The 16,699-nt window shown below is 73.4% G+C and carries 14 protein-coding genes; 4 read left to right on the top strand and 10 right to left on the bottom strand.

Features of this window, described 5'->3' with window-relative positions; translation table 11 throughout:
* Positions 1–29: 29 nt before the first annotated feature.
* The 8 genes from OG344_RS27380 to OG344_RS27415 form a co-directional block, all read right to left on the bottom strand.
* Positions 30–773 carry a polyprenol monophosphomannose synthase gene (locus tag OG344_RS27380; protein ID WP_327046148.1) on the bottom strand — a complete coding sequence of 248 codons (744 nt, stop codon included), beginning with the start codon at positions 771–773 and terminating at the stop codon, positions 30–32.
* Positions 773–2,341: an apolipoprotein N-acyltransferase gene (gene lnt, locus OG344_RS27385; RefSeq protein WP_405085560.1), complete on the bottom strand. Its 1,569-nt coding sequence runs from the start codon at positions 2,339–2,341 to the stop codon at positions 773–775. The genes OG344_RS27380 and lnt overlap by 1 nt, the downstream gene beginning before the upstream one ends.
* A 543-nt stretch (positions 2,342–2,884) precedes the next feature.
* Positions 2,885–5,215, bottom strand: a complete 2,331-nt coding sequence (locus OG344_RS27390) for a HelD family protein (RefSeq protein ID WP_405085561.1) — start codon at positions 5,213–5,215, stop codon at positions 2,885–2,887.
* Positions 5,216–5,315: 100 nt separating this feature from the next.
* Positions 5,316–5,789, bottom strand: coding sequence for an AsnC family transcriptional regulator (locus OG344_RS27395; RefSeq protein WP_327046151.1), 474 nt, complete (start codon positions 5,787–5,789; stop codon positions 5,316–5,318).
* Positions 5,790–5,939: 150 nt separating this feature from the next.
* Complete coding sequence (locus OG344_RS27400) at positions 5,940–6,653, bottom strand: hypothetical protein (RefSeq protein ID WP_405085562.1); 714 nt, start codon at positions 6,651–6,653, stop codon at positions 5,940–5,942.
* 176 nt (positions 6,654–6,829) lie between these two features.
* The gene (locus tag OG344_RS27405) at positions 6,830–7,291 is read right to left on the bottom strand and encodes an SRPBCC family protein (RefSeq protein ID WP_327046153.1); all 462 of its coding nucleotides are present in this window, start codon (positions 7,289–7,291) and stop codon (positions 6,830–6,832) included.
* Positions 7,288–7,641: a metalloregulator ArsR/SmtB family transcription factor gene (locus tag OG344_RS27410; protein ID WP_327046154.1), complete on the bottom strand. Its 354-nt coding sequence runs from the start codon at positions 7,639–7,641 to the stop codon at positions 7,288–7,290. Before OG344_RS27410 ends, OG344_RS27405 begins: the two co-directional genes overlap by 4 nt.
* Positions 7,642–7,802: 161 nt before the next feature.
* Positions 7,803–8,927, bottom strand: coding sequence for a M24 family metallopeptidase (locus OG344_RS27415; protein ID WP_405085563.1), 1,125 nt, complete (start codon positions 8,925–8,927; stop codon positions 7,803–7,805).
* A 221-nt stretch (positions 8,928–9,148) separates the two neighbouring features.
* Between OG344_RS27415 and OG344_RS27420 the strand changes: the two genes are divergently transcribed.
* The 4 genes from OG344_RS27420 (at position 9,149) to OG344_RS27435 (ending at position 13,191) form a co-directional block, all read left to right on the top strand.
* Positions 9,149–10,069: a PP2C family protein-serine/threonine phosphatase gene (locus OG344_RS27420; protein ID WP_405085564.1), complete on the top strand. Its 921-nt coding sequence runs from the start codon at positions 9,149–9,151 to the stop codon at positions 10,067–10,069.
* Between the two features lie 25 nt (positions 10,070–10,094).
* A complete protein-coding gene (locus OG344_RS27425) occupies positions 10,095–10,985 on the top strand; it encodes a 5'-3' exonuclease H3TH domain-containing protein (RefSeq protein WP_405089178.1) in 891 nt (296 codons plus the stop codon).
* 208 nt (positions 10,986–11,193) lie between these two features.
* The gene (locus tag OG344_RS27430) at positions 11,194–12,612 is read left to right on the top strand and encodes an RNB domain-containing ribonuclease (RefSeq protein WP_405085565.1); all 1,419 of its coding nucleotides are present in this window, start codon (positions 11,194–11,196) and stop codon (positions 12,610–12,612) included.
* 87 nt (positions 12,613–12,699) lie between these two features.
* The gene (locus tag OG344_RS27435) at positions 12,700–13,191 is read left to right on the top strand and encodes a hypothetical protein (RefSeq protein ID WP_405085566.1); all 492 of its coding nucleotides are present in this window, start codon (positions 12,700–12,702) and stop codon (positions 13,189–13,191) included.
* Here the strand turns inward: OG344_RS27435 and OG344_RS27440 are convergent.
* Both OG344_RS27440 and OG344_RS27445 read right to left on the bottom strand, forming a co-directional pair.
* Positions 13,086–14,183, bottom strand: a complete 1,098-nt coding sequence (locus OG344_RS27440; RefSeq protein WP_405085567.1) for a GDP-mannose 4,6-dehydratase — start codon at positions 14,181–14,183, stop codon at positions 13,086–13,088. The genes OG344_RS27435 and OG344_RS27440 overlap by 106 nt on opposite strands.
* A 59-nt stretch (positions 14,184–14,242) precedes the next feature.
* Positions 14,243–16,681, bottom strand: a complete 2,439-nt coding sequence (locus OG344_RS27445; RefSeq protein WP_405085568.1) for a beta-ketoacyl synthase N-terminal-like domain-containing protein — start codon at positions 16,679–16,681, stop codon at positions 14,243–14,245.
* Positions 16,682–16,699: the final 18 nt, after the last annotated feature.

The raw sequence follows: 16,699 nt of genomic DNA on the forward strand, positions 1-16,699 counted from the left end.
GCCGGGGTTCCTGTGGATCGTCCCCGCGCTCATCGCCGTGGGCGAAACCGCTCCCCCAGGCCGGCGACGCCCCAGAGGGCGATGCGCCAGAACGCCTCAAGGATGATCTTACGACTCATCTTGCTGGCGCCCACGGTGCGCTCGACGAACGTGATCGGCGCCTCTTTCACCCGCAGGCCCTGCCGTACGGTCCGGAGCGTGAGGTCCACCTGGAAGCAGTAGCCCTGCGACTGGACGCCGTCCAACTCGATCTTCTCCAGGGTGGCCGCGCGGTAGGCGCGGAAGCCCGCCGTGGCGTCGCGGACCGGGATGCCGAGCACCAGCCTCACGTAGGTGTTCGCGCCCCGGGACAGGAACTCGCGCGAGACGGGCCAGTTGACGGTCTTGCCGCCGGGCACCCAGCGCGAGCCGATGGCGAGGTCGGCGCCGTCGGCCACCAGGTCGAGCAGCTTGTGCAGCTCCTCGGGCTGGTGGGAGCCGTCGGCGTCCATCTCCACCAGCACGTCGTAGCCCTCGGCGAGGCCCCATCGGAACCCGGCGATGTAGGCCGCGCCCAGCCCCTGCTTGCTCGTCCGGTGCAGGACGTGCACATGGTCGTCCCGCTCCGCCAGCTCGTCGGCGATGCGGCCGGTGCCGTCCGGGCTGTTGTCGTCGGCGACGAGGAGGTGGACGTCGGGCAGCGCCTCGCGGAGCCGCCGCGTGATCAGCGGGAGATTCTCCCGCTCGTTGTAGGTGGGGACGATAACGAGCACCCGCCCTGGGGTCCGCTCCATCAGCTTCTCCTCCGCCCAGAGATGGCCCCAGAGATGGCCGCCACCGTCGCTCCGGCTCCCATGAGTACCAAAACCCACTCCGGTAGCGCACCTACCCGCGCCGCCACCGTCTTGCGTGTCCTGACCGGCACGTCCAGCACGTTCATGTCCGCCACGAGCTCGCCGGTCCGCCAGCCGACCCGGCCGTCCGGGCCGACGTACGCGGAGATCCCCGTGGTCGCGGCGGTGACCACCGCCCGGTTGAACTCCACCGCGCGCAGCTGCGACATCGCGAGCTGCTGCGGGGGCAGGCCGGTGAGCGCGTAGCTGGCGTTGTTGGTCTGCACCACCAGCGGCGTGCCGCCCGCCAGCACCGCGTCGCGCACCGTGCCGTCGAACGCGACCTCGTAGCACTCCACCGCGCCGATCGTGACCGGCCCCATCCGCAGCGCGCCCGGCCGGTCGCCCGCGACGGACTGCCGGCCGACCAGATTGGCCCGCGACGACAGGGCGAGGAACAGGTCCTTGAACGGGGTGTACTCCCCGAACGGCACCAGCCGCCGCTTGTCGTAGTAGGCGCCGGGCCCGGTGACCGGGTCCCAGACCACCCCGCGGGTGGCCCGGTTCTCGGCCCCGATCTTGACGACCGCGCCGACCAGGACCGGCACGCCGACGTCCTTGGCCGCCGAGTCGATGACCTCCCGGGCGTACGCGTTGTCGTAGGGGTCGATGTCGGTGGAGTTCTCCGGCCAGACCACGATGTCGGGACGCTTCAGTGTCCCGGCGCGTACGGCCTGCGCCATGCGGTGCGTCTCGTCGGCGTGGTTGCGCAGCACGACGGCGGGTTCGTCGCCGAGGAAGTCCATCCCCCGCCCAGGGACGTTGCCCTGGATGACCCCGATCCGCACAGTCCTGCCCTCGTCGCCGGGCCGGGGCACGATCAGCCCCAGCACAGGTACGGCTATCGCGGCGAGGAGCGTTCCGGCAACCACCCGGTCGGCACGCCACCTCGGCGCACGCCCTCTGACCAGCGCGGCGAGCAGTGCGCCCGTGAGGGCGACGGTGAAACTTACAAGCGGTGCGCCGCCCAGCGCGGCGAAGCCCGTGTACGGCGACTCGCCCTGGCTGAAGGCCAGCCGCGCCCACGGGAAGCCGCCGACGGGGAACAGTCCCCTGGCCCATTCCTGCGCCACCCACAGACAGGCGACCCACAGCGGCCACAGGCGCAGCCGCATCACGAGCACGGCCGCGACGGCCAGCGCCGCCCAGAACAGGCTCTCGACGCCCACCAGGGCCAGCCAGGCGTCGTCCCCGATGGGCCGGACCCAGGCCAGCGTGGGCAGCAGGAACGCGAGCCCTCCCGCGTACCCGATCCAGGCGGCCCGGCGCGGGCGGGCGCCGCGCAGCGCGAGGGCGAGCAGCGCCACGCCCAGCGGGGCGCAGAACCACCAGCCGAGCGGCGGGAAGGCCAGGTGGAGCAGTACGCCGCCCACGACGGATGCGGCGAGGCGGGCCGGCGCCTCCGGCACCCGCCGCGAGCCCGCGCGGGGGGCGGCCGACGCCGGCTCCTGCGCCGTCTTCAATGCCACGGAGCGGTCTCTCCTCGCCTCTTCCCGAGCACCGGTGCGCCCGTCGGGAGCCCGATGACCTGCCGCGAGCCGGTGCCACGCCTGCCCCGTACTCACCGAGGTCCAGCGTCGCAGACGACTCCGGAGCCCGCCAAACCGAGCCCCGGCCACTCTACGGCCGCCAAAGTGGTGATCTTCGCGAAGAGGAGAGGGGGAAAGGGGTCCCGGGTGCCCTTCGGACCGGTTCCGTCCCGTCGGCGGCGGGCGCGGAGCTCCGTTGTCTACTGGGCTCCCGGGCCCCTCCTGGGTCCAACCCCCCGGCCGGCTGGGGTGCCCCGCCTAGGCGGGACGCGGCTCTGCGCCTGGTGTGCTGACGGAGATGTTCCCAGGCCAGGCCCGGGAGCCACGCTCCGTCATCGACGCAGGAGCCGACGGCGCCACAGTACGGCCAACCGGTCAGTCCCGTGCTGGACTGCGCAGCAAACTACCGACCTCAGCGCAGTTGTCAACCACCCTCCGACCAGCACAAACACCACGTTTCCGCAGGTAGGACGGGGGTCTGGCTCAGCGCCGTCCCAGGCCCTCCAGAACCTGCGGCAGCTCACCCCTGTGGACGACTCCGAGGCGGCTCGTGGCGCGCGTGAGGGCGACGTAGAGGTCGCTCGGCCCGCGGGGCGACTCGCGCAGGATCAGCTCCGGCTCGACCACGATCACCGCGTCGAACTCCAGCCCCTTGGCCTCGGCGACCGGCAGCACCGCGATCGGCGCGTCCAGCGCCGCCGGGCCCGTCCCGACGGCGGCGCCCGGCACCGCCGACCGGACGATCTCCCCGATCTCCGCCGCCATGCCCGCCGGGACGATCACCACGACGCGACCCTCCTCGACCACCTCCGCCGCGGCCAGGGGGCCCGTCTCGGCCAGGGAGGCGATCGGCAGGGCCCACGGCCGCTCCCCGGTCTCCCGCACCGACTCCGGCGCCTTGAGGTCGGGGCCGACGAGCTGGAGCACGCGGGCGGCGACCTCCATCAGCTCGGCGGGGGTGCGGTAGTTGACGGTGAGGCGCTCCTCGCGCCACCGTCCCGCGACGTACGGATCGAGGACCCGGCCCCAGCTCGCCGCGCCCGCGGCCGACCCGGTCTGCGCGATGTCCCCGACGATCGTCATCGACCGGGTCGGGCAGCGGCGCATCACCATCCGCCAGGCCATCTCCGACAGCTCCTGCGCCTCGTCCACGATCACGTGGCCGAAGGCCCACGTACGATCCCTGGCGGCCCGCTCGGCGGTGGTGAGGTAGGGGTCGTCGGCCTGGTGACGCTCGGCGAAGCGCTCGGCGTCCATCACGTCGGCGAGGCCGGTCAGCTCCAGCACCTCGCGGGCGTAGGCGATGCGCTCCTCGCGCTCCTGCTCGGCCCTGCGGGCCGCCCGCAGCACGCCCTCGTCGATGTCCCCGAGCAGCTCGGCGGCCTCGTCGAGCAGCGGCACGTCGGCCTCGCTCCACCAGTTCTCGCCCTGCCTGTCTCCGGGCCTGTCTCCGGGCCTGTCGCCCGGCCTGTCGCCCGGCCTGGGGGGCTCGCGCAGCAGCAGGTCGCACTCGCGCGCGTCCAACCCCGCCGCGGCCATCCGGCCGCGGTCGGTGAACAGGCCGATCAGCAGCTGCTGGGGGGTGAGGTAGGGCCACAGCCGGTTGAGCGCCACCCGCACCGGTTCCTCGGTGCGCAGCTCCTCGCGCAGGTCGGCGAAGTCGGCCTCGTCGAGCGAGGCCCGCCCGAGGTGCCGGGCCGCCTGCCGGGTGAGCACGGTCAGCAGGTGCCGGACGAACACGGCCCTGGCCTGGTTGTGCGGCCGGCGCGAACGGCCCGCCTTCGAGCGGGCCGCCTCCAGCGTCTGCCGGTCGAGGGAGAGGGTGAACTTGTCGAGCCTGATCTGCACGGGCGTGCGCGGCATCCGCTGGCGCTCCCGGACGGCCCGCTCGATCACGCGGGCCATCGCGCCCCGGCCCTTGACCGCGGCGGCCTCGGCGGGCTCCCGCCTGCTCGGGGTGACCCCCGGATACAGCTCGCCGGCCGTGGACAGCAGCACGTCGGTCTCACCGAGGGACGGCAGCACCTGCTCGATGTAGCGCAGGAACGTCGGGTTGGGCCCGAGGATCAGCACGCCGCGGCGTTCCAGCCGCTCCCGGTAGGTGTAGAGCAGGTAGGCCGCGCGGTGCAGGGCCACCACGGTCTTGCCGGTGCCCGGCCCGCCCTGGACGACGAGCACGCCGTTCAGGTCGCTACGGATGATCTTGTCCTGCTCGGCCTGGATCGTCGCGACGATGTCGCGCATGCGGCCGGTGCGCTTCTCGCCGAGCGCGGCCAGCAGGGCCGCCTCGCCGTTCAGCGTGGCCCGGTCGGCCTCGCTGATGCGGTCGAGGTCGAGCAGGTCGTCGTCGATCGAGGTGACCGTACGGCCGCGGCTGTGCAGGTGGCGCCGCCGGGTGACGCCCATCGGGGCGGCCGGGGTGGCCCGGTAGAACGGCTGCGCCACCGGGGCCCGCCAGTCGATCAGCAGCCGGTGCTGGTCGTCGTCGGACAGGCCGATGCGGCCGATGTAGAGCCGCTTCTCGTCGGCCCGGTCCTCCTTGGCGTGACTCGCTTCTGGCCCGCCCTCCTCGGCGAGGTCGAGCCGGCCGAAGCACAGGCCGTGCTCCACGGCCCACAGACGGGCGAGGCGCTGGGCGTACATGCCCGCGAACGAGTCGCGCTCCGAACGGTTCTGGTGGGTGCCGGAGGCTCCCTGGGCCAGCACGGCGTCGAGCTGCCCGCGCGTGCGCTCCCGCAGCACGTCGAGACGTTCGTACAGCGCCGCGACGTACTTCTGCTCCCGGGCCAGCTCGCCCGTCGAAGATGGTGGCATAGGCCGCCAGATTCTACGTGGCGTCCCGCCCTTCCCCGGAATCGGGCGCGACGTAGTCACATATGTGTCCCCTGGGGGGCCGTTTGCCTGCTTTTATAGATCACCCCTCGGCGGCGCCGCCCTCCGGTTCCCTTCCGAGCACCGGGGAGCGGTAGTCGTACGGCGTGCTGAGGACGACCGTCGTGCGGGTGCTGACGTTCGCGGAGGCGCGGATCTGCTGCAGCAGTTCCTCCAGGGCGAGCGGCGAGGCGACACGGACCTTGAGGATGTAACTTTCATCCCCCGCGACGCTGTGGCAGGCCTCGATCGCGGTCAGATGGCTGAGCCGCACCGGGGCGTCGTCCGGCGCGGAGGGGTCGATCGGCTTGATCGAGACGAACGCCGTCAGGGGCAGCCCGATCTCGTCGTAGTCGACGAGCGCGGCGTATCCACGGAGCACTCCGCGCTTTTCGAGCCTGCGTACGCGCTGGTGAACGGCGGAGACCGACAGCCCGGTCTCCTTGGCCAGATCGGTGAAGCTCATCCGGCCGTCCGCCGCCAGCAGCGTGACGATGCGGCGATCAATCTCCTCCACCCGAGCAACGGTAGCGCCGCGGCGCCAGGCTCGGGACGGGCCGGCCTCGCCGGCCCACCCGTCACCCCTCCAGGCGGCATCGCCCGTCAGCCTGCCGGAGAATGAATCCACTCGGCGCCGGTGGCGTTCCGTCCCACACCGCGAGCCATCTCACCACTTGATCATCGGATACCAGGAGATGATCTCGCGGGTCGCCAGGAGGCGAACATCCCAGTACAGGAACGTGAAGGCGCCCGCGACGATGAACGCCGCGGCGGTGAGCACCGCGGCCCGGCTCGGCCGCCTGGAGAGCCACCGCCGCAGCCGCCCGCCCGCCAGGCCCGCGACGAGCAGGAACAGCAGGGCCATGATGACGATGTTGCCGAGCGACTGCAGGACGAACACGAAGGCGCCGTAGAGAGGATTCCCGCTCTCCGCCGCGTTACGTAACATCTGACGGAAAAGCGGGAACGGGCGCCCGATGAGAAATGCCCCGATCAGCACGCCCATGAATACCATCGGGAAGTTCGGGAATCTGGCGGCGATCCGCGCGAACGGGTCGGGCACGAGACGCAGCGCCGCCAGACCCTGATAGATCATGACCAGTCCGATCACGCCGAATACGATCATCGACTGGACGCTCCGGGGCGACAGGACCCCCGGCTCGGTCTGGGCGGTCGAGAACTGCGGCAGACCGGTGCCCGCGAGCCCGACGAGGGCGCCGTACGCGGCCGACACCGGGATCATCCCGGCCGCCAGCCATCCGAGAGGCCGCAACAGCCGCAGCAGACGGCCCGAGCGGCTGCCCTCCGAGCCGATCAGGGGCGCCACCGCACTGAACGCGGCGATGTTGCAGGCCGTGAAGCTTCCCGCGAGCCCTGACACGAAGGCGAAGGCGATCCCCGCCGCGATGCCGGCGGAGGCGCCCTGCGGTGGTTCACTCCCACAATGAGGCCGGTGACCGCGATGCGCTTCTCCCGGAATGCGCTCCCCGGCTCGTGCCGCCGTCCCGGGCCGCGGCGCCCCGGCCCACGAGCGGCGAGCGGCGAGCGCGCCGGGGCTCAGGCGCGGGAGGTCTCCCGCTCCAGGTGCGCCGCGAGCGTCTCCAGCCAGTCGCGGGTGCCCTGCTCGCGCCATTCGGGACGGTCGTGCCCGTCGAGGAACGCGACCTGCTCGGTCAGCACCAGGCGGGTGCCTCGACCGGCGGGGGCGAACTGCACGGTGGTCACCGACACCGACGCGAGCGTAGAGCCGACGTACAGGTCGTAGGCGTAGACGATGCGCTCCGGCGGGACGATCTCGTGATAACGGGCGTCGAAGGTGATGACGGGGCCGCCGCTCCGGCTGCCGCGGTTGACCTCCCTGCCGCCGACCCGGAAGTCGAGGCGGTAGTCGTTCCCGCCGCCGGCGAACCAGTCGGCCTTGGCCTTCTCCTCCGCCCAGGCGGTGAACACCCGCTCGGGCGAGGCGGCGTAGGCGCGCTCGATGGTGAAGTCGGCGTGTTCCACGTGACGATCGGTCATTTCCCATCCTCCGGATCCCACTCGTCGGGCTGCTCGGCGAGGTGGTCGCCGAGCCGGTCGAGGCGGTGCTCCCAGGTCCTGCGGCGCTCGCCGGCCCACTGTTCCACCGCCGTGAGCGCCCGCGGCTCCAGGCGGCAGGCGCGTACCCGGCCGATCTTCTCCGACCGGACCAGCCCGCAGGCCTCCAGCACCTTCAGATGCTGGACGATCGCGGCCAGCGACATGGCGAACGGCCGCGCGAGCTCGCTCACGGACGCGGGCCCGCGGCTCAGCCGCTCGACCATGCTCCGCCTGGTTGGGTCGGCCAGCGCCTGGAACACCCGGTCAAGCGAAGCAGCTTCGTTAAGCATGTACTTAACCGTACGACGCCAGGACGGGAAAGTAAAGCGATTTGTTAAGTGTCGCGCGGCCGGCGAGGCGTCGCAGCTCGGCAGCCGGCAGACCGAAGGGAATCCGCTCGACCACCGGCGGGCGGCTCCGGCGCAGGCCGTGAGCACTCACCGGACGGCGGTCACACGACGACGAGCTCCCTGGTGGAGCCGTTCAGGCGCTCGCCCGCCGTCTCGCCGCAGATGACGATGTCCTCGATCCGGGCGCCGTGACGCCCCGGCAGGTAGATGCCGGGCTCGACGGAGAACGCGAACCCCGGCCGCATCTCCTCGGTGTTGCCCGCCACGATGTACGGCTCCTCGTGGGTCTCCAGGCCGATGCCGTGGCCGGTGCGGTGGACGAAGTACTCGCCGTACCCCGCCTCGGCGATCACCTCGCGGGCGGCGGCGTCCACGGACTCGCAGGTCACCCCGGGCCGCACGTGGGCGCAGGCGGCCTCCTGGGCCGCCCTGAGCACCTCGTAGTACGCCGCGAAGTCGGCCGGCGGCTCGTCGACGCAGTACACCCGGGTGGAGTCGGAGCAGTAGCCGCTCGGCATCGTGCCGCCGATGTCCACGACGATCGGCTCGCCCGGCCGGATCACCCGGTCGGTCAGCTCGGCGTGCGGGCTCGCGCCGTTCGGGCCGGAGCCCACGATCACGAAGTCGACCCGGGCGTGCCCCGCCCCGACGATCGCCTCCGCGATGTCCCGGCCGACCTCGCGCTCCGTACGGCCCGCCTTGAGCAGCCCGGGGACGAGGGCGTGCACGGCGTCGATGGCCGCTCCCGCCGCCGCGAGCGCCGCCTTCTCGGCGGGCGACTTGCGCATCCGCAGCTCGCGCAGCACGTCACCGGCCAGTGTCTGCTCCGCGCCGGGCATCGCCGCGCGGAACCGCAGCGACTGCAGCGCCCACATGCGGTCGGCGAGCCCGACCCGGGCGACCGGGCCCAGGCGGCGGGCCACCTCGGCGAAGGGATCGTCGGTCTCGTCCCAGGCGACGAACTCGACGCCGAGCCGGGAGGCGGGCGAGTGCTCCGCGGCCGGCAGTTCGAGGCGCGGCACCATCAGGAACGGCTCGCCGGACACCGGCACGACGAGACAGGTCAGCCGTTCGAGCGGCATCGCGTCGTAGCCGGTGACGTAGCGGAGGTCCGGGCCGGGCGTCAGCAGCAGCGCGTCGAGACCGGCGCGGCCGGCGGCCTCGCGCACGGCGGCGGGACGGGTCGTGGGATACAGGTCGGAGGCATCCGGGGACGTCGTTGTCACGGTGCCCAATCTAACGAGATCCGGCCCCGGCGGCGCGCACCGACGACGCCCATCGGGCTCATAGCACAGACGTCGCGTGGACGTGCCGCGAGAGGCATTGGCTTATTCCACGCGGTAGAAGAAAACTAACCCCAGGGACAAGAAGTACTGCTACGCTCCGCGTCAGGACGATCACAGAACGTCCGTACGACAGTGCGAGAGCGGCATCGAGAGCGAGAAAAATGGTCGGCGTAGTGGGCGGCGCGAAGCCCGCCCTTCCCCCCGCGGACGGCCCGGACGTGGCTCCCGTCGCCGCCCCCGTCGGCGGACGGTGGTGGGCGGAGCTGGTGGTGGGCGAGTCCAGGCGGCAGGCACTGGAGGCACGTGAGCGCGCCGCCGAGGAACGACGCGAGGAACGGCGCGAGGAAAGGCGCGTCACGCTGGCGCTGCGGGAGGCGATCCTGCCCGAGCCCGGCGCCTCGATCGAGCTTCCGTACGCCCGGATCGCGGTCCGGTATGTCCCGGCCGGCCGGGAGTCGAGCCTCGGGGGCGACTGGTACGACGCGGCCCCCCTCCCCGACGGGCGTATGTTCCTCGCCGTCGGCGACGTGTCGGGCCACGGCCTGCCCGCGATCGCGGAGATGGCGCAACTGCGGCACGCCCTGCTCGGCCTGAGCATGACCGGGGCCTCCCCCGGCCTGCTGCTGTCGTGGCTGAACACCCTGGTGCTCACGCGCCTGGACGACACGACCGCCACGGCGGTGTGCGGCCACTTCGACCCGGCGTCCCGCCTTTTCACGTGGGCACAGGCGGGGCATCCCGCTCCGATCCTGGTGCGCCGCGGGGGCGTGCGCCAGCTCGGGGCGCCCCGGGGAGTCGTGCTCGGGGCGACGTCGAGCCTGCCGTACGGAGTGGCCGACGTCCGCCTCGAGCCCGGCGATCTGCTGCTGATGTTCACCGACGGCCTCGTGGAGCGCCGGTCGCGCGACATCGAGGCCGGGGTGTCGCTCGTCATGCGGGCGGCCGCCTCGACCGGCGCGACCGGAGCCGACCTCGACGCGAGCCTCGACCGCCTGCTGGAGGCGATCGGCGGCCCCAACCCCGAGGACGACACCTGCCTGCTGGCGGTGGCGGTGACCGGAGACGGCCCGCGCACGGCCTGACAGGCGTGACAATGGTCGGGTGCTGATGCTTCTCGACACCCCGTCGCTGTACTTCCGTGCCTTCTACGGGGTTCCGGACTCGGTGACCTCGCCGGACGGCATGCCGGTGAACGCGGTGCGCGGGCTCCTCGACATGATCGCGACCCTGGTCCGGCAGCATTCGCCCCGGGAGATCGTCGCGTGCATGGACGCCGACTGGCGTCCCGCGTTCCGGGTGGCGGCGATCCCGTCGTACAAGGCCCACCGGGTGGCGAGCGGCGACCAGGAGGAGGTGCCGGACACGCTGGCCCCGCAGGTGCCGGTGATCGAGGAGGTCCTGGACGCGCTCGGCATCGCCCGCGTCGGGGTCGGCGGCTACGAGGCCGACGACGTCATCGGCACGTTCGCGATCGCCGCGACCACGGCCGTGGACATCGTCACCGGCGACCGGGACCTGTTCCAGCTCGTGGACGACGACAAGCCGTGCCGGGCCCTTTACACAGTAAGGGGAATCCGGAACCTTCAGGTCGTCGACGAGGCCTTCGTCCGGGAGAAGTACGGCATCCCCGGACGGGCGTACGCCGACTTCGCGACGCTGCGCGGCGACCCCAGCGACGGCCTGCCCGGGGTCCCCGGCATCGGGGAGAAGACGGCCGCCGCGCTCATCACCCGCTTCGGGTCCCTCCCGGCCCTGCTCGCCGCGCTGGACGAGGGCGGCGCCGACGGCTTCCCGGCGGGCGCCCGGAACAGGCTCGCCGCCGCCCGCGACTACCTGGAGGTCGCCCCCGCCGTGGTCAGGGTGGCCCATGACGTGCCGCTGCCGGACGTCGACGTCGGCCTCCCCGCCGCGCCCCGCGACCCCGAGCGGCTGGTCGCGCTGTCCCGGAAGTACGGCCTGGACAGCCCGCTCAACCGCCTGCTCGCCACCCTGGGCTAGGCGCGGCGCCTGATGCCTGAGCCCCGTGCGGATCGTCGGGATGGCGACGCATGGTGCCGTCCAGTCACGTGACGGCGGGGTGCTCACCTGCGGCAAGGGGTGGACCGGCCCCCTTACGGCCCGGTCCACCGGTATCTACGGCGTGATCTCCGCAGGTCGTTTTCGGCCTGTTATGTCCGCTCCCGGGTAGGTTGATCGCGTGCCGTACATGACGATCCGCCTCCGGGACACCGCGAACGGCCTCCGCGACGGGTTCGCCCGCATTCGCGGTGACTTCGACCTCCCGGACGGCTTCCCCGAGCCGGTGCGGGAGGAGGCCGAACGGGCCGCGAAGGCTCCGGACATACCCGCCGAGGATCACACCGGCCTGCCGCTGGTGACGATCGACCCGCCCGGCTCGATGGACCTCGACCAGGCGCTGTGCATCGAGCGGCGCGGGCCGGGCTACCGGGTCTGGTACGCGATCGCCGACGTCGGAGCGTTCGTCCGGCCCGAAGGGGCGATCGACGGTGAGGCGCGGAGCCGTGGCGAGACCGTCTACATGGCGGACGGACGGGTGCCGCTGCATCCCCCGGTCCTGTCGGAGGGCGCGGCCAGCCTGCTCCCCGGGCAGACCCGTCCCGCCGTGCTGTGGCGGCTCGACCTCGACGCCGAAGGCGAGATCGAGTCCGTGGACCTGCGCCGGGCGCTGGTCCGCAGCCGCGACCGGCTCGACTACGAGACGGTCCAGGCCACCGTGGACGCCGGCCGGGCGGAGGGCACGCTCGCCCTGCTCGCCGAGGTGGGACCGCTCCGGCTCGAACGGGAGCGGGCCAGGGGCGGGCTGTCGCTGCCGACGCCCGACCAGGAGGTGGTCGCCGACGGCGAGGGCGGCTACCGCCTGGAGTTCCGCGGCAACCAGCCCTGCGAGGCGTGGAACGCGCAGATCTCCCTGCTCACCGGGATCGCCGCCGCGCGGATCATGCTGGAGGCGGGCGTCGGCGTGCTGCGGGTGCTCCCCCAGGCCGGCCCCGAGGACGTCGAGAAGGTTCGCCGGGTGGCCGCCGCGCTCGGGGTGCCCTGGCCGGACGGCGCGACGTACGCCGGCGTCGTGCACGGCCTCGATCCCGCGCTCCCCGGGCACGCCGCGTTCCTGCACGAGTCGACGGTGCTGCTGCGCGGCGCGGCATACACCGCCTTCGACGGCGGCCCGCCCGGGCGGTCGCTGCACGCCGCCGTCGGCGCGCCGTACGCGCACGTGACCGCGCCGCTGCGGCGTCTGGTCGACCGGTACGGCACGGAGGTCTGCCTGGCGGCGACGGCGGGCCGGCCGGTCCCCGAAGACGTCGCGCGGGCGCTGCCCGATCTGCCCGGGCGGATGGCCGAGGGCGGCAGGCGGGCCGCCGGGGTCGAGCGGGCCTGCGTCGACCTCGTCGAGGCGGCCGTGCTCCGGCCCCGGATCGGCGAGGTCTTCGAGGCGGTCGTCATCGACGTCACCGAGGGCAAACTGGGCGGGCAGGTCCAGGTGGCCGACCCCGCCGTCATCGCCCGCTGCGACGGCGACCGGCTTCCGCTCGGCGAGCGCATCCCCGTACGGCTCACCCGCGCCGACCCCGCCACCCGTGAGGTCCGCTTCACCGCCGCCTGACCGGAAGCGGGCGTATTCCGGCGTATCGCCGCTCGCGCGGGGCCGCCGTCGTTATCCTGCCGGTGCGGTCCTACCGGCGGAGGACACATGACGACCGACGACTCCGCGCCGGAGGCGGGCCGCGGCCCCCGCCCCTGGAGCGAGTACGCGCTCATGATCGCCGGCCTCGCGGCCCTGTGGGGCGGCTCGAGCTGGCTGAAGGCGAACTGCGAGCCGCCGAACGCCGTCTGGGCGGCGGGCATCCCCGCCGTCGTCCGGTTCTTCGCCGCCAACCCGCTGCGGGCCCTCGGGTACGTCGCCGAAGGCCTCCGGATGACCACCGCCCCGGCCGTGCTGTTCATCTGCCAGGAGCTGCGAACCACCCGCCCGCTGCGGCAGTACCTCGCGATGTCCCTCACGCTGCTCGGCATCGCGCTGCTCACGGGGGTGGCCGGCGCGATGCTCGCGCCGGACGTCACCGCCCACGACGTCGCCTACCACGCGGCCATGGGCCTGCTGCTCGGCACGGCCCTGCCGGGCGCCGCCGGGCTCGTCCACGTCATGTTCGCCCGGCTCAGGGACCGGAAGGCGGGCCGCTGAGGGGCCCCTTCGGCGGCGGTGCGGCCCTCGGCGCGGACCTCCGCGTCCAGGTCGGCCTCGATCATCATGGCGACCAGCTCCTCGAACCCCACCTCCGGCTTCCAGCCCAGGACGTACTTGGCCTTGCTCCAGTCGCCGACGAGCAGGTCGACCTCGGCGGGCCGGACGAAACGCGCGGAGGTGCGCACGTACGAGGACCAGTCGTCCACGCCGATGTACGCGAAGGCGGCGTCGAGGAACTCGCGCACGGAGTGGGCCTCCCCGCTCGCGATGACGTAGTCGTCCGGCTGATCCTGTTGCAGCATGAGGTGCATCGCCTTCACGTAGTCCCCGGCGAACCCCCAGTCGCGCCTGGCGTCCAGGTTGCCGAGAACCAGCTCGTGCTGCGTGCCCAGCGCGATCCGCGCCACCGCGCGCGTGATCTTGCGCGTGACGAACTCGCGGCCGCGACGCGGCGACTCGTGGTTGAACAGGATGCCCGAGCTGGCGTGCATGCCGTAGGTCTCGCGATAGTTGACGGTCATGTGGTGGCCGAAGACCTTCGCGACCCCGTACGGCGAGCGCGGCCACAGCAGGGTGGTCTCGTTCTGCGGGACGGCCTGCGCCTTGCCGAACATCTCCGAGCTCGACGCCTGGTAGAAACGCACCTGCCGGCCGCTCCGCTCCTGCTGGAGGCGGACCGCCTCCAGCATGTTCAGCACCCCGCCCCCGGTGACGTCCGCGACCATGCGGGCGTTCTCCCAGGAGTAGGCGACGAAGGAGATGGCGCCCAGGTTGTACACCTCGTCGGGATCGGCGCGGGCGAGGACGCGGATGAGGCCGGGCAGGTCGAGCAGGTCGCCGCTGAGGACGCGCACGTCGGGCAGTTCGCGTTCCAACCAGGCGGCCTTGGGGTTGTTCTGGCCGCGCAGCAGCCCGAACACCTCATAGCCCTTGTCGAGCAGCAGCTCCGCGAGATAGGACCCGTCCTGACCGGTGATTCCGGTGATCAATGCTCTCCGCACGGTAGTTCAGCACCCTCTCTCGACGAGGCCCCACTGGCCGGTAGCGGTCATTCCCGCGGCTCCTTCGCGTCCCGCCCGCCGGGCGGCGGGCCCCACCAGTGCCGCCGGTCCGCCCACGGATAGGGCGGCAGGTCGACGTGGCGTCCCGTGGGATACAGGACGTCCCATCGCACGTCCACACCGCGGCAGTACAGCCGTCCGAGCGCGTCCAGCACCGACGTGCCGGGGCCGGCCGCGCCGGGATCGGCGCCGGGCGGCACCCGGACCGGGCCGATCTCCACGACGCCGTGCCGGCCGTCCCGCGCCAGTTCGGACGCCGCGGCGGCGAGCGCGGCCGGGTCGTCGTATCGGCGCAGCACGGCCGGGCCCCCCTCATCCGGGAGGCCGTCGTCCGGGCCGTCGTCCGCCAGCACCGACTTGATCGTGTCTTCCAGTGATCGCCCGCCGACGAGGTGACGGGCGGCCGGCACGCCCAGCCCCGTGCACAGCACCAGGGCCGGTTCACCGGTCAGCGACCGCCACCAGCGTCCCAGGGCGATCTGCGCCAGCACGGTCAGCGCCCGCACCGCCGCCGGGTCGTACGGCGCCGTGCCCGGCCCCGGCGCAGGACGGCCGGACCGGTGGGCGGCGGCGAGCTCCGCCCAGTCGACGACCGCCGGATCGACACCGGTCTCGGCGGTCACCAGAGGCGCCGCCTCGGCGAGGAGCCGGCGAACCGGTTCGCCGGCGGCGAGGGACGCCACGACCGGCCAGTCGGCGCCGGCGCCGAGGCACCACGCGGTGCGCACGGCGACGGAGGCCCGCCCCGCCCGCGCGGCGGGCCCGCTCCGGCCCTCGGCGAGCCGGCGCAGCGCCGTGGCGAGTTCCCCGGCCGTGCGGCCGGTCACCGCCCCCCGGTGCGCGTGGTGCGAACGCCGCCGCGCCGCCGTGTACGCCACGTCGGCCGGGGTGATCCCGGGGCCGCCGCGGTCCAGCAGGTCCGCGAGCCCGGCCGCCAGCGCGCGCGAGGCCGCCTCGTCGTGGGCCGACACCGGGACCAGAACCGGGACCAGAACCGGACGCGGGCCGTCGTCCGCCGCGGGCCCGCCGCCGGTCACGGCCCCGGCCGGCGGGTCGGTCACGACCAGGTGGGCGTTGCTGCCGCCGGCGGCGAACGCGCTGACCCCGGCGACCCGGGGCTCGCCGCCCCGCGGCCACGGGCGCGTGGCGCCGGGGATGACGATCTCCGGGGGAAGCGGCCCGAGGTCGGGATGCGGCCGGGTGAAGTGCAGGTTCCCCGGGATCTCCCCGTGGTGCAGGCACAGCACGGCCTTGATGAGACCGATGACGCCCGACGCGGCGAACAGGTGCGACACATGGGTCTTGACGGCGCCCACCACGAGCGGCCGGTCGGCCGGCCGGCCGGGTAGCAGCTCCGCGGCGAGCGCGCGCAGCTCGGCCGCGTCGCCCATGGGGGTGCCGGTGCCGTGGCTCTCCACGTACGTCGCGGTCCACGCCGGGACCCCGGCGTCCTCGTAGGCCGCGCGGATGACCTCGCGCTGGGCGGAGACGGCGGGGACGCCGTACCCGGGCCCGCCGCCGTTGTGGTTGACCGCGCTGCCGCTCAGCACGGCGAGCACCCGGTCGCCGTCCCGTTCCGCGTCCGCGAGGCGTTTGAGCACCACCACGCCGCAGCCCTCGCCGATCCCGTAGCCGTCCGCCCCGGCGTCGAACGTGCGGCAGCGGCCGTCCGGCGACAGCAGGCCCGCCTCGGCGATGCCGGCGCCCGAGGATTCGGCCATCATCAGGTTCACCGCCCCGACCAGCGCCGCGTCGCACTCGCCCGTCCGCAGGCTCCGGGCCGCCAGGTGCGTCGCGAGCAGGGCCGACGAACAGCCGGCGTCGATGGTCAGACTCGGGCCACGGACGCCCAGCAGGTACGACATCCGGGCGCAGGCGGTGCTGTGGGAGTTGTTGAGCACGGCGTGGTCGTGCCGCGGCGCGGCGCCGAGCCGGGAGACGCCCACCTGCCAGTAGTCGTGGGTGCCGAGGGTCAGGAAGACGCCGGTCACGCTGCCCCGTACCGTCTCGCGCGGCATGCCCGCGTGATCGAGGGCGTCACAGGCCGTCTCGAGCAGGAGCCGCTGCTGCGGGTCCATGACGGCCGCCTCGCCCGGCGGGATGCCGAAGAACTCGTCGTCGAACCGGTCGACGTCGTCGAGGTAGGCGCCCGGCAGGCCGGTCACGTACCCGCCGGGCGAGGCGTCGGCCCCGGCCGTCCGCCGGTCGAGCGCGCCGACCAGATCGGCGCCGTCCCGCAGGGCACGCCAGAACTCGGCGGCGCCCCGGATCCGGCCGGGCAGGCGGCAGCCTGCCCCCACCACGGCGATCGGCACGGCGATCGGCACGGCGCGGTCCCGCTCGGCCCGCCGGAGGCGGGCCTCCAGATCTTCGATGGTCGCCAGCGCGCGGCCGAGCAAGACCCGGTGCGCCGGATCGATGTCCATACGGTCCCTTCCCTCACT

This window comes from Microbispora sp. NBC_01389 (genome assembly GCF_045040095.1).
Lineage (GTDB): Bacteria > Actinomycetota > Actinomycetes > Streptosporangiales > Streptosporangiaceae > Microbispora.

What these genes read in the sequence shown, in the direction of transcription:
- OG344_RS27435 (WP_405085566.1), top strand. Translation starts at nt 12,700, where the DNA reads ATGACGACCGACGACTCCGCGCCGGAGGCGGGCCGCGGCCCCCGCCCC.
- OG344_RS27405 (WP_327046153.1), bottom strand. Translation starts at nt 7,291, where the DNA reads ATGACCGATCGTCACGTGGAACACGCCGACTTCACCATCGAGCGCGCC.
- OG344_RS27445 (WP_405085568.1), bottom strand. Translation starts at nt 16,681, where the DNA reads ATGGACATCGATCCGGCGCACCGGGTCTTGCTCGGCCGCGCGCTGGCG.
- OG344_RS27410 (WP_327046154.1), bottom strand. Translation starts at nt 7,641, where the DNA reads ATGCTTAACGAAGCTGCTTCGCTTGACCGGGTGTTCCAGGCGCTGGCC.
- OG344_RS27425 (WP_405089178.1), top strand. Translation starts at nt 10,095, where the DNA reads ATGCTTCTCGACACCCCGTCGCTGTACTTCCGTGCCTTCTACGGGGTT.
- OG344_RS27430 (WP_405085565.1), top strand. Translation starts at nt 11,194, where the DNA reads ATGACGATCCGCCTCCGGGACACCGCGAACGGCCTCCGCGACGGGTTC.
- OG344_RS27420 (WP_405085564.1), top strand. Translation starts at nt 9,149, where the DNA reads ATGGTCGGCGTAGTGGGCGGCGCGAAGCCCGCCCTTCCCCCCGCGGAC.
- OG344_RS27380 (WP_327046148.1), bottom strand. Translation starts at nt 773, where the DNA reads ATGGAGCGGACCCCAGGGCGGGTGCTCGTTATCGTCCCCACCTACAAC.
- OG344_RS27390 (WP_405085561.1), bottom strand. Translation starts at nt 5,215, where the DNA reads ATGCCACCATCTTCGACGGGCGAGCTGGCCCGGGAGCAGAAGTACGTC.